Raw genomic sequence first — 19,322 nt, forward strand, 5'->3', positions numbered from 1 at the left:
ATGACAGGATAGACTGGGGTTTATAAAATGAAACACAAGTCCGAGTTTTTAAATTTTATCCAAGAAAGAGGGTACCTATACCAATGTACAAATATTGAAGAGTTAGATCAGCTATTATCCGAAAATAATCATATAGTCGCATACATTGGGTTTGATTGCACAGCACCAAGTCTTCATGCTGGTCACCTAATTCAGATTATGATGCTCCGTCACCTGCAGAAATTTGGTTATAAGCCGATAGTCTTACTTGGAGGTGGCACAACAAAAATTGGTGACCCATCCTTCAAAGATAAAGCAAGAAGCATCTTGCCCGTAGAGAACATCAATCAAAATACATCCAGCATAAGGAGAATATTAGAGAAAATGGTGTCTTTTAATGACAGCAAGACTGGTGCAATGATAGTAAATAACGCAGATTGGTTGGATAACATAAAATACATAGATTTTTTGCGTGATATAGGAGCTTATTTTTCTGTAAATCGTATGCTAAGTTTTGATAGTGTGAAAACCAGGCTGGATAGAGAGCAAACCTTAAGCTTTCTGGAATTTAATTACATGCTATTGCAGGCTTATGATTTTGTTGAGTTGAATAAAAAGCATGGCTGTCGTCTGCAGATTGGAGGGTCAGACCAGTGGGGAAATATAGTAAACGGAATTGAGCTTGGAAAAAAGTTGAATTTACCTGAGCTGTTTGGCCTTACTGCCCCTCTTTTATTGAATGCTCAAGGGGTAAAAATGGGCAAAACTGAAAGTGGAGCAGTGTGGCTTGATGATAATATGCTAAAGCCTTACGACTACTGGCAATATTTTCGCAACGTTGATGATCAAGATGTTGGACGTTTTTTGAGATTGCTCACTGATGTGTCAATTGATGAGATCAAAAAGTTAGAATCCTTAAAAGATCAGGAAATAAATGAAGCAAAAAAAGTTTTAGCAACAGAGGTGACAAAAATATGTCATGGTGACAAAGAAGCGGAACTTGCACTATCTGCTGCAGTCTCTGCTTTTGAGAATGAAGATAGCTCACTACTTCCTGATTACATCATAAAAAAAGCACAAGTTGCAAGCGGCATATCCTTAGTAAACCTACTGCGTGACACCGGTTTTGAACCTTCAAAAGGCGCAGCAAAGCGTTTAATACAGGGCAACGGGTGCAAAGTTAATGATAATATTATAAATGACGTTAACTATATAATAAATTTCGAGAGCTTTAAAGGTCAGCCATTTATAAAATTATCTGCAGGAAAGAAGCGCCATATTAAAGTTGTGGTAGATTAGGTCTCGAAGTAAGAAAACAAATTTTATACAAGTGAGAAATTAGATAATGATGATATGAATGACTTAAATCAAATATATTTATCTAATCATAAGCCTATATCGAATCTCTTTTTAAATTTGGATATTATTACGTTACGTGAAGCATTAGAATATGTACATGAGCTGCCTTATGGAAGCAATTTTGACCGCACAGATTGTATATCAGTATTCAATGAAAGACGAGGAACGTGTAGTACAAAACATGCTCTGATTTATAAGTTAGGTTGCGAATGTGAAATCGACATAACGCTACACATAGCTGTCTTTATGATGAATAAAGTGAACACTCCGAAAGCTTCTGCAATTCTAAATGAGTATAACTTACTACACATTCCAGAAATGCATTGCTATCTTCGTTACGAAAGCCGAATTATTAACATAACTTTTCCAGGAAATAACATGTTATTAAAACTGACAGAGGAAGAAAAAATTGAGCCAGAACACCTTGGAAGCTATAAAATAGAAAAGCATAAACAATTTATTGAGAGCTGGCTGATCAGTAACCCAACCATACCGTATAACATGGAGCAAATTTTCAAAATTCGAGAATTATGTATAAAGCGATTGGAAAGATAGTAGAAAGCGAAATTCTATTATATATAGCTAAAGTGGCTTAGGTTTACCTACAATTTGAAAAACAACAAATTCGTCATTCCGCTACTCGTTAGCGGAATCTATGCTGAGATACCGCGAATGAATCCATAGCTGTACGAACATTCATTTTTGAAGGTAAATTGCACAGCAAATGGTGTCATTCCAGTGCTTGACACTGGAATCCAGGAATTTTGCTTATAACTGAGCTGATGAGCTAAAGGTAGTTGTCTTACGCTAAAACAAACGTTTTTAATTAAGTTGCATAGAAGCTGGATCCCAGTGTCTGGGCACTGGGATGACACCCCACTGGTGGCCCAAACTACAACGTTCGTACAGTTGTGGAATGAATCGCGGTATGACGTAGGGAAACCTTTCTTGAGTTAGCTATAGCACTATAAAGTTGTCCGCAGGGCCATATAAAAGTTGTGGTGGGTTAATAAATTTTTATGGAAGAAAGGATATATTAGAAAATTGAGGGCTTTATATATGAAATAAGGAGGCAAAAATGAGACTGTATTATAAAGATATCACAGGTCTTATCAAAGAACCCTACCTCTCTAGCGGAAGAGATTATTTTAACAAAGGAAAGGTACAGATTATATCTGTTAATGAATCTCAAGCTAAATCAAAGGTAGTTGGATCAAATGTATATCGAGTAACACTAAAGCACGATGGTCCTCTTTTCAGTGGAACATGTTCCTGCCCTGCATTCTGTTACTTTGGTCCATGTAAGCATATGGCTGCAACAGGTTTTGCTTTGATTGATCTTGACAGAGAGGAGTATCGGTCGTCTGCGCGCCCAGATGAACAGACTCTCTTTGAAAGGTTTTTACTTAAAAAAACAAAGCAAGAGCTAATTTCAATAATTACTCGTTCCAGTGAACATTATCCTGAGATTTTTGAAGAACTAGAGGATAAAGAATATGAGCAATTCACTCAAAGTAAGTTTTCAAAATCCGAGAATTATGTATAAAGTGATTGGAAAGATGGTGAGATCAGGTAATCTATAGCTGATCCAAGGAAGACATCATACCGCCGCGGCGCTAACAAGTAGCGGGATGACGAGGTTATCGTCATGCCACCGCGAACCGTCATACCGCCGCGGTATCTCTTAGCCGCTAACACGTAGCGGGATGACGGTTGTCGTTTAGCCATAAATGTTTAAGAAATTTACCAAACGAAAAAAAAGGCAAAAGAAGCCTTAGTCATTGTCTATTTTCAGTATTGGCGTTTTTTAAGTCTTAAACACTGCAATTTAGCTGCTTTTAAATGCAACTCACCTTTGTTTAAATGTTTAAGAAATTTACTAAGCAGAAAAAAAGGCAAAAGAAACCCCGTGTTAGCTAGTTGTCACTTTCTAATCCTGCAAATTGGCGTTCTCTACTGTCTTAAACGCTTTGTAAGCGCGTTTCGGCTTATATAGCTAGAAATGTTGTGAAGACATAAGGTGCACATAGTGCGAAAAATTAAAAATAAGACGCCAAGTACGTTGTTTTTTTGCTGTTTAATCTGCACAGATGAAGATAACTGAATACCTTCAGTACCATGATAAGGGGGCTGGCGAAGGGTGTCAAGTAAGTTTTTTCGTTTCTGAGGGCTACTGAATAACGGCTACAATGTTTGTACAGCTATGTACATAGTGCTGGAACCAAAAAAAGAACCAAGTAGCTTGGCTACTTGGATGACAAAAGGTAATACAAGAAATCTATTGGCTCTCGTATACCTTAGTGAAACTTAACAAGTTTATCTATAGTTTTAGTGATGATTCTTGGAGTATCCGGAGAAACTGCTGAGCTCAGCCTATTTAACCGTTCTATAGCAAACTCGCTGTTCTCATTTGCTATGAAATCACATAAAATATTTTCTATATCCTTAGTAACACTTTCATGCTTCCTCAGAGGATGATTATGTGGATACCTATTGATGGTTCTGATGCTAGAATACTCAACAAAAGCTTGATCCTTAAAAGCAAGTTGTCTCAATTTCTCTTTGAATTTTCCTTCTTCCTCTTTTGCTAAAAGGCGGGACTTTATCAGTGATTTTATAATCAAATTTATAGCTTGATGTATTTCAGAATGCACTATAACTTTAATAGTATTTTCCTCTACTATACAATCATAAATACTTTTTTCGCTCTTTAATGACTCTATAAGCGTTCTGCTATTTTGTGAATTCAATTCCAAATTCTCTTCACTCATAGGAGTTATTATAAAGGTATTCTTATTTACTCTGATGTTAAATTGTGGAGAGCCTTCAGAAAAAGAAAATGCTACATTCTTAGATTCAAGTGCGTGATTGTATGCAGCAAAAAGGGTATGTGCTATAACACTGCTGGGCACCTTCATTTCATGTTTACTCAGGTGGTTCAATACATTTTCAACCTCATGATATGTAAAGTCTGTATCTTTTAGCAATTCAACAACTTCTCCGCCGTTGTGCTGTTTATACTCTATTCTCACTTCTTCTGTAAAAAGTGTTTTAGCTGCTATATGTTTATCAAGCACTGTGAAAATCTTGATGAAATTCTCTAAATCTTGTTTGTTAACTAATTCGATACTAATTAAGTTTCTGCTAATAATTGAAATATTTTTTGTCATTTTTTCCCACTAAAAAAACTCACTAAATGAATTGTATTTTTAATTCATTAAGAATTGTTTAAAGTGAGCATACTAGTTTTCATTTACGTATTACACGACAAAACAAGATAAAAAGTTACATAAAATCATCATGTGGTATAACACACTCTCCACATTCATCATTGCTGTTTGTGTAGGTTGTGACATCAGTGTGATTGTCATTATTATTTAGCATATCATCCAACTTTCCTTCTTTTTCAAGATCCATCAATTTGTCACACCCCCCAATGTGCTTATCGTTAATAAAGATCTGTGGAACTGTTCTAACGTTATACTTTGATTTTATGTCGTTAAATAGATCTGAGTTTTTGAGCACATCGATTTCTTCATATTTCACCCCTTTTTTATCCAGTAACTCTTTTGCTTTTTTGCAGAATGGGCAGTGATGCTTTACATATATTATAACTTTTCCTTTAGTATTTTTCACAATTTATCTCCGTAGCTTGCTAAAATATAGTTATTATATATAAGAAACATGTAAAAACATCAAATTGTATGAAAATTATTTATAATTGTGAGCAAGGGATAGAAAATAATATAGCACTAACCTTCGGAAATTTCGATGGCATTCATTTAGGACATGAATTTGCAATTTCCACTCTAAAGAAGGTAGCACAAGAAAGAGGATTACCCTCTGCAGTTTTAACTTTTGAGCCTCACCCATCAACTGTTTTATTTGGTAGAAACAATTTTAGGTTAATAGACCAAGAACAAAAAAAGGAACTAATCAGCAGCTATGGTATAGATTACTTGTATATTATTAATTTTAGTAGAGGTTTTTCTGAGGTTAGCTGCGATGACTTTATCAGTGAGATTTTAATAGATAAATATGGCGCTAAACACATAATTGTCGGAGAAAATTGTACTTTTGGTCATAAACGATTGGGTGATATATTAACTCTAGAGAAATATTCTGAAACATATGGATACTCTTTGACTAAATTAGAGCCATTAATAATTGACGGCAAAATTTGCTCTTCTTCTTCAATCAGAGAGTATGTACAGAAAGGTGAAATAGACATTGCTAATAAATTACTTGGTAGACCTTATCAAGTTTCTGGTGTTGTGACAAAGGGTGCGTGTAGAGGTAGAGAAATAGGATTCCCAACCATAAATATTCCTATAGAAGATTGCATGATAAAACCAAAATTTGGTACATATTACGCTAAAGTGATGTTTTCTTATAATAACCCAAACTGGTTATATGGAGTAGTCAATATTGGTATGAGACCTACATTTAAGGATCTGAAAAAGCCTATAATAGAAATGCACATATTCGATTTTGATGAAGACTTATATAATCATAAAGTTAATATACAACTTTTAAAATTCATAAGGTCAGAAAAAAAATTCCATAGTATTGAGGAGTTAACAAAACAGATAAATTATGATATACTTAAAATTTATAGGTTAAAGGCAAATTTATGAAAAAGTTATGCTTAATTGTTATATTAATTATAGTATTGATTGACCAAACGAGCAAATTGTACATAAACTCATTGATTGATGAGGGAGAATCAATTGAGATCGCTAGCTTTATAAAGCTAGTTGAAGTTTGGAATTCAGGCATTAGTTTTGGAATGTGTAGCGCTTTACCGCATGGCGGTTTCTTTTTTTCAGCATTTTCAATACTAATAATTGGTATACTTGCATACTTGATATACAAGTCTGATGATCAGTCAACTTACCTTGGGTTTTCTCTGATGATTGGTGGAGCAATCGGAAACGTAGTTGATAGGATTTATTGGGGAGCTGTATATGATTTCATATATTTTCATATTGATGATTGGTATTGGCCAGCTTTTAATTTAGCGGATTTATCTATAGTTTGTGGAATGTTTACATTGTTATATAAGTGGTATATATACGATATGTTTATTTCCAAACAAAATGAGGAATAAAATAATTGTTTTTATATTAGGTCGAAATAATGCTTCATAAGTTTTTTAGTTTTCTTATACTACCTGCACTCTTTTTTACTTACCCAATTTCTTTGAAGGCTTTAAGCATAGAGCACGACATAAAACATGCTAAACTCAGTAACGGACTAGATGTCTATGTTGTTCCTAATCATCGGATTCCAGCCGTTTTACATGCAGTAATATACAAAGTTGGGGGAATGGATGATCCAATTGGCAAAGCAGGATTGGCTCACTACTTTGAACATTTAATGTTTGAAACTACAGGGAAGTTCACAGATATAGAAGCCACTATGAGTAGCATTGGGGCCCAGTTTAATGCGTTTACTACTAAGGAATATACCTGTTACTACGAATTAGCCCTTAAAAATGACTTACCACTGGCAATGGAAGTTGAAGCAGACAGAATGGGCAATTTTAATGTTACTCAAGATAAAATAGAAAGAGAAAAAAACATTGTACTGGAAGAGAGGAAGATGAGATTTGATAATCATCCTAACAACTTATTACGGGAAGAAATGAATAGTGCATTTTACCGTAATGGCTATGGTAGATCTGTTATTGGCTGGGAGAGCGATATTAAAACTTACAATCAGGATGACATAGTGAGGTTTCATAATAACTATTATCACCCCGGCAATGCAATATTATTGATTGTTGGTGATGTGGAATTTGATGAAGTTGTGAAGCTAGCAGAAGAAAAATATGGTGACATTAAGTCTAAGGCAGTAATTAGGCATTATCCAAATCAGGATCCAGTGCATAATGCAGGCTTATCGGTGATTTTAGAGAGCACTGAAGTAAAAGAACCAGTTTTATATTTTCGTTATCGTGTTCCCTTATTTGATCACATAAATGAAGCCTCTGCTGCTCATTTAGCGGTTGACATTTTAGGTGGCGGCAAATCCAGCAAACTGTATAAAGATTTGGTTCTAGATAAAGATGTGGCAGTATCAGTATCTGCTTATTACAATAGTTTAACTTTTAGTGATGGCTATATTGATATTCAGGTCATTCCAAAAAGTGGGGTTAATTTAGGCACTGTTGAAAGAGAATTAGAAAATTCTATTAATAATTTTATGTCCACAGGAATAACAAGCGAGGAATTGCAAAACTCGAAGTATAGGTACAAGGCAGCACAGTTTGACAATTTATCCAGTTTAAATAGTATAGCATTTTTTTATGGCTCACACTTAGCGCTTGGTATTCCACTTGATGAAATAGATATTTCATATAGCAAGATTAATGATGTCAATCTAGAGGATGTAAATAATAAAATCTGTGCTATTTTTTCTGCTAATAAGTTAATTGGTCGTTTGTTGCCAAAAGGAGATGATAATGAGAATAAGTAAATTTGTACTCCTATTTTTTTTCTGTCTAGGCTTTAATTTACAAGCAAGTGGTAACCTAAATATAGAGGAGGTCACTACCCGTAAAGGATTTAAGTTTCTATTTGTTGAAAACCACGATTTACCAAAAATTTCACTTAATATATCATTCAAAGATGCAGGTTATGCATATGAAAATGTAGAAAAACAAGGACTTACCTGGTTTACTTCTCTTATAATTCAAGAAGGGGCAGGAAAAAATGATGCCAAAGATTTTGCAAAAAGGCTAGAAGATAAAGGGATTAGTTTAAATTTTATTGCTGGTTTAGAAGCATTTAGAGTTTCATTAGATGCTTTATCAGAAAATCTTGAAGAAGGTATTTCATTATTGAGCGACGCTATAATGCGTCCTAAAGTTGACCCTGAAGGGTTGAATAGAGTTTTCGAGAAAGCCAAAGTTGATTTTAATAATCTTGAAAAAAATCCTTTTTTTGTTGCTGGAAAAGAATTGAATACGTTATTGTTTAAAAAACATCCTTACTCAAAAAGTGAATATGGAACTCTTGACACTGTAATGAGCATTACTAGAGATGATGTTTTAACATACATAAAGCGTAATTTTGCTAAAGATAACATAGTTATCAGTGTTGCTGGTTGTGCAAAAAAAGAAGAAATTATTACATTATTAGATAAATATTTATCTAAATTGCCGTCAAAAAGATCAAAAGTTAGAAAAATACCTGTGAAAAATGATTTTGGTCCTGCAGAGAATAAAAACATTTTTATGGATATACCACAGAGTGTAATATTTTTTGCTCAAAAAGGCATAGCTTATGAAGATCCAGACTACTATAATGCTCAAGTCTTGATTAATGCGCTTGGCAGCATGGGGCTGAATTCAATATTAATGAAAGAACTGAGGCAAAACTTAGGCATTACTTATGGTGTTTATGCGAGTATTATTCTCAATAAACATGGGAACATTATGATTGGAAGTCTTAGTACTGATAGTTCTACTGCCAGTCAATCAATATCAGCGGTAAAAGATACATTTAGCAGGATAAAAAAGGAAGGAATTGATGAGCAGTTGTTTCGGGATACAAAAATTAGTATGGTAAATTCCTATGTTTTCTCTATGTTTAATAATAACAACATAGTTGCAAAACTAAATAATATTCAGACAAACAACCGCGATATTAACCATATAAATGATTTTGTGAGCTATATTAATGACGTTAAATTAGAGAAAGTAAACGAACTGGCAAGCTCTTTACTGGAACCCGAAAATTTATTTTTTGTTGAAGTTGGGAGAAACACTTAAGGTCAATAATTAATATTTTCTGCTATTGATCTTACTGCTTCTACATAACACTTATGCTCCTCAGCTAGAATGCGTTCTGAGAGGCTTTGAATATCATCAGCTGGTAACACTGGCACAGCAACTTGAGCAATTATGGCTCCAGCATCAATTTCAGGAGTGACGTAATGTACAGTACAGCCTGCGATTTTTACTCCTGCTTTTAGAGCTTGCTCTTGAGCATTTAGGCCCTTAAAGGACGGAAGTAGAGAGGGATGAATATTTATCACCTTGTTATTCCATTTACTGAGAAAATTAGCTTGCAGGATTCTCATAAACCCTGCAAGGCAAATTAAATCAACCTTATGTTGAACAAATATTTCGTGAATTTTATCAGCATCAAGTGGTTTATCTCTAACAATAAACGCTGGCACTCCTGCTTGTTCTGCTATTTTTAGGCCAGCAGCTTCGCTATTATTTGTGATAGCGCACACAACTTCTGCAGGAAAATTACGATTTTGACATGCCTCTATCAAGGCCTGCATATTTGATCCCCTGCCTGAAATTAGTATCCCAAGTTTCACCTTTTTCATTTTGTGCAATTGATTTGGTGTAATAATTAATGTTAACAAAATAACTCAAAAAGTAAATCTATACCTAAAGTGACTTAGGTTTACCAACGATTTGAAAAACAACAAATTCGTCATCCCGCTACTCGTTAGCGGAATCTATCCTTGGCGGTATGACGTAGGAAAACCTTTCTTGGGTTAGGTGTGCCGTAGAGACACAAAGAATGTTCAAGTAAGAGCAAACTAAGTGCAAAAGCTACGCAATAGATGAGGGTGGGCCCCTCGGAGCCGGTTTACAAGAGCAGGCTTCAAACAACTATAAGCTGCTTTGGCAAGGTAGTGAGCGTTATGGAAAAGGCACAATTATATGTCATGTAAGGAATGGAGAGATGAACGAAAGTGAACCACTGATGAAGTGTCGAAACCTTTTAAATGACGTCAAAACCAGGGGTCTAACTTAACCTGGGATAAATCTATCGGGAGCTTGTTTACCGGATAGGTGGCGTCCGGCATAGAGGTGGCGTGAATCTATTTTGGGCTATTGCGTGGAACTGCGGGAACCTGTCGTTTCGATGATAAGGGAGAAATCCAAGGAGCTAAACTCCAAGGGTGAGAGTACCGATGCGAAAAACAGGGGCGCGTAGTAGTGAAGAAGTCTCTGTAATGGAAATGGAGCGAAGGGATTTAGTTTTAATTGTTTTGTCAACCAGAAATGGGATGAGCAATTGATTAAAACAGAGTCCTTGATTATGCTATAATTAGTAGCAAGGGCCGAATAATGGGAGCTGTGTGAGTCGAGAGGGTGCGCCGTGGTACGCATTAAGAAATACTTAGCAGAGCTAAGCGGGGTTCAGAATAAATGGCCTCGAGGTGAACAACTAACTTTAACCCGAAAGGGAAGGAGGACAAGAGCATGTATGTAAAGCGAGAGTTATCTGAAGATGTGTAAGATAACGGCTTGCAACACCTGATCAATATGGTTAAAGCTAAACTGCTTGAATTCTAATCTTCAGGGGTGGGACTTCACATCCATGGGTATCGCATTTAAAACCCCATGTCTACGGTAAGCACAGATTAAACTTTCGTTTGTGTGACATTCTGGCTGTAGAACGATAAGTAGTGAACTTATTTAAGAGGATGAATGGAAAACCTAAGTTGATCTAGAACAGTTCTTAGTGACGGAACATGGGATGACCTAAGGAACGCGAGTTCTATGGTTACGGAGTCATCGTAGTAGTCGTGAAAGTAACGAATCACCGGGGAGCGTGGGAAAGCCACATACAGGGCAAAGGGTGACAGATAATTGAATGTTGAAATTGGGAGGTACGCAAGATGCGGAAAGCTGAAACAATACTTAACATTATACGTGAACGTGGACAAAGAAATTTGCCGGTTAAAAACGTATATCGCCTACTTTATCAGCGTGATCTTTACCTTCGAGCGTATGGCAAACTTTGTCGTAATAAAGGTGCTATGACAGAAGGTGTGACAACTGAAACAGTTGATGGTATGTCTTTGGAGAAAATCGATAAAATCATAGAGGATTTACGCTATGAGCGATATCGGTGGACACCAGTAAAACGTATCTATATTTTAAAGAAGAGTGGTAAACGCAGGCCGTTAGGATTGCCAACATGGTCAAATAAGTTACTTCAAGAAGTAATCCGATTAATATTGGAAGCCTACTATGAGCCTAAATTTAGTGAATGTTCACATGGATTTCGACCAAAGCGTGGATGCCACACTGCATTAAGAGCAGTAATGCAAAAAGGCAGAGGTACAAAATGGTTTATAGAGGGAGATCTCAGTGCATGTTATGACTCAATTGATCATACTATGTTGTTGAAAATACTGAGTGAAAGCTTCCAAGATAACCGTTTTATTCAGCTAATCAATCGACTGCTAAAAGCAGGATATATGGAAAATTGGAAGTACAATAAGAGTCATAGTGGGGTACCACAAGGTTCTATTATTGGTCCAATTTTGAGTAACATATTACTCGATCGGTTAGATAAACATGTGGAACATATACTAATACCAGCAAATAACCGAGGTAAGCGAAGAAAGACAAATCCAAAATATTTAAGGTTAACCATGCAAGTATCGATGATGAGAAAACAAGGGAACTGGGATCAAGCAAAACAACTGCGTCAATTAGTGCAGGGTATGCCATCTAAGGATTCTTGTGATCTAAATTATCGACGTCTTTGGTATGTTAGGTATGCTGATGATATTCTGGTAGGGTTTGCAGGACCAAAAAATGAAGCTGAACAAATTAAAAATGAGATTGCTAAATTCCTCAATGAGGAGCTCAAACTTATGCTTAATGAAGATAAAACGCTTATTACACACGCGTGTGATAGCAAAGCCAATTTTTTAGGTTATAAAATACACGTCTTGCATGCAGATGATAAACATGATCATCGGACACAACGATGTATTAACGGTAGTATTGGGTTACGTGTACCACATCATATAAAGCAGAAAAAGTGTTCTGAATATATGCGTTGTGGAAAGCCTATACATTTACCTCAACGTACACTTGATACAGCTTACAGTATTGTTGCTCAGTATCAAACTGAATATCGAGGAATTGTACAATATTACAAAATGGCCTACAACCTTCACACACTAAGTTATTTGAAGTATGTGATGGAAGTATCATTAGTAAAGACTTTAGCATCTAAATACAAAACAACTTGCAGGAAAATTTATAGAAAATTTGGTGCAATGATTGAAAACGACGAAGGTGAAAAACGAAAAGTCATCCAAGTCAGAGTAGATCGTTTACCATCAAAGATACCATTAATTACACACTTTGGTGCTGTGTCACTAAAATGGAATAAATGGGTAAGTATAAGTGATAACCTTATACCAATATGGAATAAGCGTAGTGAAATAGAGCAAAGACTATTGGCACAAACTTGTGAATTATGTAAATCACAAGAGCAGATTGAAGTACATCACGTACGTAAACTTGCTGATTTGCTAGGTAAACGTAATACTGAGCTACCGAAATGGAAAAAGAGAATGATTGAACGACAGAGGAAGACTCTTGTTGTTTGTCATGAATGCCATAAGAAAATCCAATATGGAAAATATGATGGTGACTCCTTAAAACGTTAGATTATTGGAGAGCCACGTGATACGGAAACGATCATGCGTGGTTCGGAGAGGGGTTGTTGGAAAAGTACTTAACAAGTAACTCGCTGGCTGCCCACTCTACGCAGAATTGATATGGTTTAAAAATGCAGTGGTAAAGGTAAAAAGTGTAAGTGAACTGAACAAAGTTGTAGATCAAGCACTAGATGCTGGAATCAGGATAAACGCATATAGTGAAGGACAGACGAGTTTTGCTGATGCAGTAATATTGAAAATGCTTTCGATCCCATGCAAAGAAAATGAGAAGGAAGATATAATATGTGAATTGATGCTAAGTGGAGCAATGTTCAGTTACGATCTATTGCAGGATGGCTTTGTTGCATCGCTACTTATGAAAGGCTAACTATAGCTAGGATTATAAGCAACCTATTGAAAATCTTGTTTTTTTGCAATCAATCTGATCAAATTTAAGAATAGTAATTTATTATTTATATTAATAAACTTAATTCTATTGAAAATAGCTAAAGCATTGAAATTCTTGAATTTTAGCCGGATTAGTGAGTGGTAGTGAAATTTCTTTTACTCAAATTTAGGTATTCACTGACCGTTCTTGTTATAAATACCAGAATAATAAGCTACTGATATTCTCCATCTTTTTTATCTTTAATCCATCATAGCTAGCGATGCAACAAAGCCACGCAGGATTAGGACTACCTATGAGACATGCAATATCTCTTGCCTCATTCCAAGTACGAATACTTACAGAATCCCCTTGCCAATCTTGAACAGCAAGTAAACCTGCCTCAAAATCAAGACAAAGTGTTGGTTCATTTATGGTCTTTAAGAGACTAGTTTTACCTATACCATAAGGACCAAAGATGACCATTTTTATACCTGTTTGAACTTTTAGCCGTTCATTGCTGTTCATTATTTTCATTTTTCTCCCAGTACCTAAATATATATGTACGATGACCTAGGCAATTCGTCCGCAATTTGCAAAAAAAAAATTTTGAGCAAATATAATCGAGAGCTTATAACTTCTCTAAAACTGAGAATTTATCGCGTATTCGTTCTAGTGTGCGATAGATAGTTGTCTTTGGTATTTTGGTTATTACAGAAACTTCAGTAATAGTAAATACCTTAAGTAATTGACATAAATTACTATCTTTTTCAGACAAAGTTGAAATTATATTATTTATATCAGTGCGAATTATCGCTTCGATTTCCGAGTTCCTATGATCTGGAATATCGTCGTTTATATCATCAAAAGTTATATTACGTTTTAGACACAACTGATTGCGTAACATATTGCGAGCACAATAATTAGCTAATCTAGCAACGAAAGTACTAAAACTACTTCTTTTCTCATCGTGCTGGTTCAGATATTGCCAAACCTGACAAAAAAGCTCTTGTTCTATATCTTCGAGACTTTCGTTAATAAAACAGCTTTTGGATTTAAGGCGCGAAGCTTGAAATCTCACATGTTTAACAATTGTAGAATCGATTCCTTGATAAGAATTCTTCATAAAAACTCCAAAAGTTTCATGAATAGAGATTTTTACCAAGACTTTGTATGACTAATTTATTATAAAAAAGTAGTAATAATTTTTTTATCTAAAAGAATAAAATCTTTAAAAATTAAAATAAGATTTAAACGTTTTGATACACTACTGAAGCTACTTTTTCATAGGTAAAAAACTACCAATTTCGTACCTAATTTCTGAGTTACTAATTAGTATTTCAGAAAGCAGTGATCGTTAAGTTATTGATAATATTGTCTTTTTTATGTTCTATTCCTAAAAGCCGTTTCTAAAGTTAAGTGGCTAAAATCGGCCAGTAAAGAGGGTTTACGGATTACTGAAGTCTTATATATATTATATATATATTTAAATACAGGTAAAATATAATATATGATAATATAATAATATAAATATTGGCGTAATATAAGTTATGTAAAATAGTTATTAAGATAAGTAAAGATGAAAAAAACTCAAATGGCAGGATATGAAATTTTTTTTAATTTTTTTTCAAAATTGCGGACGAATTTGCGAGTCATCGTACATATATATTATACAGGGCATTGAACTTTAATTACACAAAGGAGTTTTTGTACGTCAATCTTAACGCTAGATCTCGGCAAGCAAACAGGCTGGGCAATTCTTACAGATGGAGTAATTGAAAGTGGAAGCAAAAGTTTTCATGGTAGCCGTTTCAGTGGAGGTGGAATGTGTTTTTTAAGTTTTCACAATTGGCTTAATTCTTTGAAACATGAGTTCACTGCAGTGTATTTTGAGGAAGTAAGAAGACATCTAGGAACTGATGCAGCGCATTGCTACGGTGGTTTTCTTGCCGTTCTATCTGCTTGGTGTGAAGAGAACAATATTCCCTACCAAGGTGTTAATGTTAAAACTATAAAACGCTTTATAGCAGGCAAAGGTAATGCAAGTAAGAGTGAAGTTATTGAAGCGATACGTGAAAAAGGTTTTTCACCTAGAGATGATAATCAAGCAGATGCTTTGGCATTAATGTTCTACGTTATGAATCTTAGTAAAGATTTTAACACATTAAAAATACCGTAAAAGTGGGTCCTTTCGGCCATACTGGCGGGTTTGGTGGTGCTGACCTCAGGCCTTCTTTAGCGTCAGAGATATTTTAAATATTAACTTTTTAATTATCAAGGATTTAAATTATATGAATTTAGCAATCCACTATTATCCTACTCGAAATCTAGTCGAATATGAGCGTAATCCACGTAAAAATGACGATGTAGTCAACAGAATGTGTGCTTCTATTCGGGAATTTGGCTTTCGTATACCAATAGTTGCAAAAAGCGATGGAACTGTGGTTGATGGTCATTTAAGACTTAAAGCAGCAAGAAAACTTGGTATGGAAAGTATTCCAGTGGTCTTAAGTGATAATCTAAATGAACCACAAACCAAAGCTTTTCGATTACTGGCAAATCAATCAGCTAACTGGGCAAAGTGGGATAATGAGCTTTTGAAAGTAGAAATTCAAGAATTAGAAGATTTACAGTTTGATCTTAAAATGACTGGATTTGAGCTAGAAAAAGTTCAAAACTTTCTTGATGATTTAGATGGTGAAGAAGAAGATCTTTCTGACTTAGTTGTTGATGACAAAAAAGTAGAAATAACAAAACCAGGTGATCTTTGGATTTTAGGTGATCATCGAATCTATTGTGGTGATAGCTCTGTAGTTGAATCATATAAAGCGCTGTTAGATAAAATGGCAGATATTACTGTTTGTGATCCTCCATATAACGTTGACTATGGTAGCAGTCAAGACAAAAAGATATTAAACGATAATCAAGGTGAAAAGTACGAACTTTTTCTCTATGACATCTGTTCCCATATTTTAGCATATACGAAAGGAGCAATTTACATCTGCGTATCATCATCAGAGTTTTCAACGTTGCAAAAAGCATTTGAGGAAGCAGGAGGGAAATGGTCAACATTTATCATTTGGGCAAAGAATCACTTTACGCTAGGCAGATCTGATTATCAGAGACAATACGAAGCAATGCTCTACGGTTGGAAAAATGGCAATAAACGTGATTGGCATGGAGGTAGAAATCAAAGTGATCTATGGTTTTATGATAAGCCAATACATAACTCACTGCACCCAACAATGAAGCCAGTAGAGCTAATGGAGAAAGCAATAGTTAATAGCAGCAGACCTGGGGATACTGTACTTGATCCATTTAGCGGTTCTGGCAGCACACTGATTGCATGTGAGAGAACAGGAAGAATTTGTAGAACAATAGAGCTAGATTCAAAGTTTGTAGATGTAACCATAAAACGTTGGCAAATATACACAGGTAGGGAGGCAATTCTTTCTGGTACTGGTAAAACTTTTGCAGAAATTCAAGAAGAAAAACAGTAAGAAAAAAGTGGAAGGGATAATGCAAACAGAAATTTAGTAAGCCTGAGTAGTTGTAATATTAATTTACTGGTATATACCGTATTTTAATGAGTTTAGCGTAACAAATAACTTTGGATTAAATGTGATGCACTCAATGAATCAAGCAAAGACGTCAGCTGGAGTAGTAACGTCGCAAACAAGTAATGAAACATCGTTGTTTTCTGAAGAAGTAGAAAATAATGTTTCAGATTCTACACTATCTGTTAAGAAGAGAATTGAATTGTTTGAAAAAGGTACGAAGCAAACACCTATTATTAAGGAGAAACATATGAAGCAAACTTGTGGTAGTCACGATCTGAAGCAGTGCAACACTGAATACAAGGTAGCTTTTTCGAATGTGATTAGAAATGGTAGTGATAGCAGTATTACACTAGAAATGGACGAGGCAGGTGCTGATCAATTTGATGCACTTTCATCATTAGATGAGGGTGAAGACATAGAGGACGAATTTAATGCAGTTTGTGAGGCAAATGGAATAGGATATAACGGTGGATATTATCCTGATCAGTTTAATGTGGCATTCAGCACATCTTCCAACTGCCAAACATATGACAAAATAGATGTGCATGAAGAGGATAGAAAATCAGGGGATAAGCCAAAGTCATCACCTAAAATCGTACAGCAGGACAATAGTAGGAGTGTGGCTCCACCTTCACCTAGAACAGCAAAAAATCATGTGTCAAATGTTATACAGTCTATTGCACCATCAAAATCATCATTAGAAGTAAAATCATATAACGAGGAAAATATAGAGGAACTAGTTAATGCTGATCCTATTTATTCAGAAATAAACGAAGAACTAGCTAATGGCGAGCCTATTTATTCAAAAATAAACCAAGATACAAAATCTCCAAAAAAGGTTTTAGAAGGGAGTGATAGTGGAATAAGTGGTAATAGCTTTGGAGTACAAAGATCAGATCTACAGAAACTGAAAGATAACTCAATATCTGATAGAGAGGGAGCATCAGAAAGGTCATCTATTGACACACTTAGTGATATATCTTCAAATATTTTGCTACATGAAAGTGATCAAACAAATAGTGGAGGAGTGAATTCAGAAACTCCATTAATTAAAAAAGAAAAGAAAACAAATAGAATTTTGCCAAGAGTAAAATATACAGTGCAGCAGAAGGAATTTATAATTTTCGGTATAGCTGCTGTTGCACTTAGCGTTTCTGCAGCTTTGGTATATTTACAGAATAAAGCACAATTAATTGCATTTTTTGCAAACAGTACCATCTATGTGACTATACCAATTCTAGCTGTTGCACTATTGGTTGCAATTAGTCCGATATTTTGTAGAATAAAGCAATTTAGAGATATTGAAGAGTGTCAAGTAGGGAGAAAGAATGCGAATGAAACTTTGAATCAGGTGCTAAAGTATCAACCAAAAGATAAAGTAATAAAATCAGTCAAACTGGAATACAGCAGTGGTACTCATTCACATTTTACACTTAACGCTTGGAAGGGTAAGAACAATTTCATTAATATTGACGACAAAGTCATTAGTAGAAGAAATAAAGTAGAATCAGTAATCAAAGATAGGCCATTATTTACAGCATTATTAAGCAGTTTGGTTGCTGCAAATATAGTATGGCCTTTATTACTGTATGTGGAAGGTGGTATTAGTAGTGTACAGAAGTTTTACCATAATGCTTTGATTAATAACGTAGGGCTATCAGTACTTGTAGGCTCGAGTATACTTGCACTATCAATGATATGCCTTGGAGTACATTACTACAGAAAAACAAATTGCACAAATCTTGTATATTGTGAGGAAAGAGTTGAACCAGAAAAAGTTAATGAAAAGTTCATTGAGGAAATAAAGGAAGCAAGAATAAAAGTGCTTGAAGAAAACCATAGTAAAGATGCTAAATGCAGCAGTTTAACGCTAGAGCAAGTAGTGGTTGAATCTCATAACTACAAAGATGTAATTTATAGTATTAGTTGAAAATAGCCAAATTTCACCATATAAAAAGAAAGCAGCTATAAACCGGAGTACTTCGCTTGATGTTAGTAAAGTATCTCTAAAACATTAGAAAGTATAAACAGGTAAGGAATTGCTGATATTGGCAAAACCTTTTCAGAGACTCAAGAAGAAAACTCGTAAAAAATAGGCAAAAAAAAGTGAAAATCACGCAAACAGAATGGGCAAAAGAACTAGGATTTTCAAAGCAATATGTCTGTTCTTTGGTAAAGAAAGGAATTGTTGAACTCAAAGATGGGCTCATTGACCGAGAACAAGCAAATGAAGCGGTAGCAGCAATAAGAGATCCAAGTCAACCACTCAGGAGAAAGAACAACCTAGAGCACGAAGAAAAACTTTCAACGATATTGCTAAAAACGCGAATAAAAAATGAAATGGAGCGTGGTAAACTATTGGAAGCTAAAGTGAAAGCTGAAGTAGGTAAATTTGTGTCAATTGAAGAGGTAAAAACTGAAGCATTTAACATAGCAAGAGTTGTCCGTAATAATTTACTTAATATTCCAAATAGAGTTTCAGCACTGCTTGCATCACTGAGCGACACTGAAAAGATTCATATGGCGCTAACTGAAGAGATTACAAGCTCACTTGAAGAATTATCTAACGCTAAATTTTAAACATAAAAAGATTTTGAATA

18 protein-coding genes and 1 pseudogene are annotated in these 19,322 nt (G+C 35.0%); 13 read left to right on the forward strand and 6 right to left on the reverse strand.

Annotation, left to right across the window (positions count from 1 at the left end; translation table 11 throughout):
- Positions 1-27 precede the first annotated feature (27 nt).
- Positions 28-1,278 carry a tyrosine--tRNA ligase gene (tyrS, locus tag ABWU36_RS02925; RefSeq protein WP_253307173.1) on the forward strand — a complete coding sequence of 417 codons (1,251 nt, stop codon included), beginning with the start codon at positions 28-30 and terminating at the stop codon, positions 1,276-1,278.
- Positions 1,279-1,332: 54 nt separating this feature from the next.
- On the forward strand, positions 1,333-1,893 hold the full coding sequence (locus ABWU36_RS02930) for a hypothetical protein (protein ID WP_353272978.1): 561 nt from the start codon (positions 1,333-1,335) through the stop codon (positions 1,891-1,893).
- Between the two features lie 98 nt (positions 1,894-1,991).
- Here the strand turns inward: ABWU36_RS02930 and ABWU36_RS02935 are convergent, their stop codons facing one another.
- Entirely contained in the window at positions 1,992-2,213 is a 222-nt protein-coding gene (locus ABWU36_RS02935; RefSeq protein ID WP_264688003.1) for a hypothetical protein, read from the reverse strand.
- Between the two features lie 203 nt (positions 2,214-2,416).
- Here ABWU36_RS02935 and ABWU36_RS02945 point away from each other — a divergent pair, with 203 nt between their 5' ends.
- Positions 2,417-2,884 carry an SWIM zinc finger domain-containing protein gene (locus ABWU36_RS02945; RefSeq protein WP_253309578.1) on the forward strand — a complete coding sequence of 156 codons (468 nt, stop codon included), beginning with the start codon at positions 2,417-2,419 and terminating at the stop codon, positions 2,882-2,884.
- 751 nt (positions 2,885-3,635) lie between these two features.
- On the opposite strand, the gene ABWU36_RS02950 is transcribed toward ABWU36_RS02945, so the two are convergent.
- Positions 3,636-4,508 carry a hypothetical protein gene (locus tag ABWU36_RS02950; protein WP_264688001.1) on the reverse strand — a complete coding sequence of 291 codons (873 nt, stop codon included), beginning with the start codon at positions 4,506-4,508 and terminating at the stop codon, positions 3,636-3,638.
- A 115-nt stretch (positions 4,509-4,623) separates the two neighbouring features.
- Positions 4,624-4,974 (reverse strand): glutaredoxin 3, encoded by a 351-nt coding sequence (grxC, locus tag ABWU36_RS02955; RefSeq protein WP_164224674.1) that lies wholly within the window; start codon positions 4,972-4,974, stop codon positions 4,624-4,626.
- Between the two features lie 68 nt (positions 4,975-5,042).
- Between grxC and ribF the strand changes: the two genes are divergently transcribed.
- The 4 genes from ribF to ABWU36_RS02975 are packed head-to-tail and all read left to right on the forward strand — an operon-like array spanning position 5,043 to position 9,115.
- Positions 5,043-5,975 carry a riboflavin biosynthesis protein RibF gene (gene ribF / locus ABWU36_RS02960; protein WP_264687999.1) on the forward strand — a complete coding sequence of 311 codons (933 nt, stop codon included), beginning with the start codon at positions 5,043-5,045 and terminating at the stop codon, positions 5,973-5,975.
- Complete coding sequence (gene lspA / locus ABWU36_RS02965; RefSeq protein ID WP_096617753.1) at positions 5,972-6,448, forward strand: signal peptidase II; 477 nt, start codon at positions 5,972-5,974, stop codon at positions 6,446-6,448. The genes ribF and lspA overlap by 4 nt, the downstream gene beginning before the upstream one ends.
- A gap of 29 nt (positions 6,449-6,477) precedes the next feature.
- A complete protein-coding gene (locus ABWU36_RS02970; protein WP_253309575.1) occupies positions 6,478-7,818 on the forward strand; it encodes a M16 family metallopeptidase in 1,341 nt (446 codons plus the stop codon).
- Positions 7,805-9,115: a M16 family metallopeptidase gene (locus ABWU36_RS02975; protein WP_265016709.1), complete on the forward strand. Its 1,311-nt coding sequence runs from the start codon at positions 7,805-7,807 to the stop codon at positions 9,113-9,115. Before ABWU36_RS02970 ends, ABWU36_RS02975 begins: the two co-directional genes overlap by 14 nt.
- A gap of 2 nt (positions 9,116-9,117) precedes the next feature.
- Here ABWU36_RS02975 and purN read toward each other — a convergent pair whose 3' ends face one another.
- A complete protein-coding gene (gene purN, locus ABWU36_RS02980) occupies positions 9,118-9,684 on the reverse strand; it encodes a phosphoribosylglycinamide formyltransferase (RefSeq protein ID WP_187297655.1) in 567 nt (188 codons plus the stop codon).
- A 1,308-nt stretch (positions 9,685-10,992) separates the two neighbouring features.
- Between purN and ABWU36_RS02985 the strand changes: the two genes are divergently transcribed.
- The gene (locus ABWU36_RS02985; RefSeq protein WP_253309139.1) at positions 10,993-12,786 is read left to right on the forward strand and encodes a reverse transcriptase/maturase family protein; all 1,794 of its coding nucleotides are present in this window, start codon (positions 10,993-10,995) and stop codon (positions 12,784-12,786) included.
- Between the two features lie 106 nt (positions 12,787-12,892).
- Entirely contained in the window at positions 12,893-13,165 is a 273-nt protein-coding gene (locus ABWU36_RS02990; protein ID WP_353272979.1) for a hypothetical protein, read from the forward strand.
- 294 nt (positions 13,166-13,459) lie between these two features.
- Here the strand turns inward: ABWU36_RS02990 and ABWU36_RS02995 are convergent.
- Positions 13,460-13,699 (reverse strand): annotated as a pseudogene (locus ABWU36_RS02995) (AAA family ATPase); the annotation flags it as partial.
- 94 nt (positions 13,700-13,793) lie between these two features.
- Positions 13,794-14,288, reverse strand: coding sequence for a sigma-70 family RNA polymerase sigma factor (locus ABWU36_RS03000; RefSeq protein ID WP_019236463.1), 495 nt, complete (start codon positions 14,286-14,288; stop codon positions 13,794-13,796).
- Between the two features lie 591 nt (positions 14,289-14,879).
- On the opposite strand from ABWU36_RS03000, the gene ABWU36_RS03005 reads away from it, so the two are divergent.
- From ABWU36_RS03005 to ABWU36_RS03020, 4 genes are all read left to right on the forward strand, one after another.
- Positions 14,880-15,341, forward strand: a complete 462-nt coding sequence (locus ABWU36_RS03005; RefSeq protein WP_265017690.1) for a crossover junction endodeoxyribonuclease RuvC — start codon at positions 14,880-14,882, stop codon at positions 15,339-15,341.
- A gap of 112 nt (positions 15,342-15,453) precedes the next feature.
- Complete coding sequence (locus ABWU36_RS03010; RefSeq protein ID WP_264731064.1) at positions 15,454-16,662, forward strand: DNA modification methylase; 1,209 nt, start codon at positions 15,454-15,456, stop codon at positions 16,660-16,662.
- A gap of 124 nt (positions 16,663-16,786) precedes the next feature.
- Positions 16,787-18,652, forward strand: coding sequence for a hypothetical protein (locus ABWU36_RS03015; RefSeq protein ID WP_353273213.1), 1,866 nt, complete (start codon positions 16,787-16,789; stop codon positions 18,650-18,652).
- Positions 18,653-18,828: 176 nt separating this feature from the next.
- The gene (locus ABWU36_RS03020; RefSeq protein ID WP_264687789.1) at positions 18,829-19,302 is read left to right on the forward strand and encodes a hypothetical protein; all 474 of its coding nucleotides are present in this window, start codon (positions 18,829-18,831) and stop codon (positions 19,300-19,302) included.
- Positions 19,303-19,322 lie beyond the last annotated feature (20 nt).

Origin of the sequence: Wolbachia endosymbiont (group A) of Portevinia maculata, from assembly GCF_964028525.1 — a bacterium.
Taxonomy (GTDB): domain Bacteria; phylum Pseudomonadota; class Alphaproteobacteria; order Rickettsiales; family Anaplasmataceae; genus Wolbachia.

What these genes read in the sequence shown, in the direction of transcription:
- ABWU36_RS03015 (WP_353273213.1), top strand. Translation starts at nt 16,787, where the DNA reads ATGCACTCAATGAATCAAGCAAAGACGTCAGCTGGAGTAGTAACGTCG.
- ABWU36_RS03000 (WP_019236463.1), bottom strand. Translation starts at nt 14,288, where the DNA reads ATGAAGAATTCTTATCAAGGAATCGATTCTACAATTGTTAAACATGTG.
- lspA (WP_096617753.1), top strand. Translation starts at nt 5,972, where the DNA reads ATGAAAAAGTTATGCTTAATTGTTATATTAATTATAGTATTGATTGAC.
- ABWU36_RS02930 (WP_353272978.1), top strand. Translation starts at nt 1,333, where the DNA reads ATGAATGACTTAAATCAAATATATTTATCTAATCATAAGCCTATATCG.
- ABWU36_RS02975 (WP_265016709.1), top strand. Translation starts at nt 7,805, where the DNA reads ATGAGAATAAGTAAATTTGTACTCCTATTTTTTTTCTGTCTAGGCTTT.
- ribF (WP_264687999.1), top strand. Translation starts at nt 5,043, where the DNA reads ATGAAAATTATTTATAATTGTGAGCAAGGGATAGAAAATAATATAGCA.
- ABWU36_RS02945 (WP_253309578.1), top strand. Translation starts at nt 2,417, where the DNA reads ATGAGACTGTATTATAAAGATATCACAGGTCTTATCAAAGAACCCTAC.
- purN (WP_187297655.1), bottom strand. Translation starts at nt 9,684, where the DNA reads ATGAAAAAGGTGAAACTTGGGATACTAATTTCAGGCAGGGGATCAAAT.
- ABWU36_RS02950 (WP_264688001.1), bottom strand. Translation starts at nt 4,508, where the DNA reads ATGACAAAAAATATTTCAATTATTAGCAGAAACTTAATTAGTATCGAA.
- ABWU36_RS02970 (WP_253309575.1), top strand. Translation starts at nt 6,478, where the DNA reads ATGCTTCATAAGTTTTTTAGTTTTCTTATACTACCTGCACTCTTTTTT.
- ABWU36_RS03010 (WP_264731064.1), top strand. Translation starts at nt 15,454, where the DNA reads ATGAATTTAGCAATCCACTATTATCCTACTCGAAATCTAGTCGAATAT.
- tyrS (WP_253307173.1), top strand. Translation starts at nt 28, where the DNA reads ATGAAACACAAGTCCGAGTTTTTAAATTTTATCCAAGAAAGAGGGTAC.
- ABWU36_RS02985 (WP_253309139.1), top strand. Translation starts at nt 10,993, where the DNA reads ATGCGGAAAGCTGAAACAATACTTAACATTATACGTGAACGTGGACAA.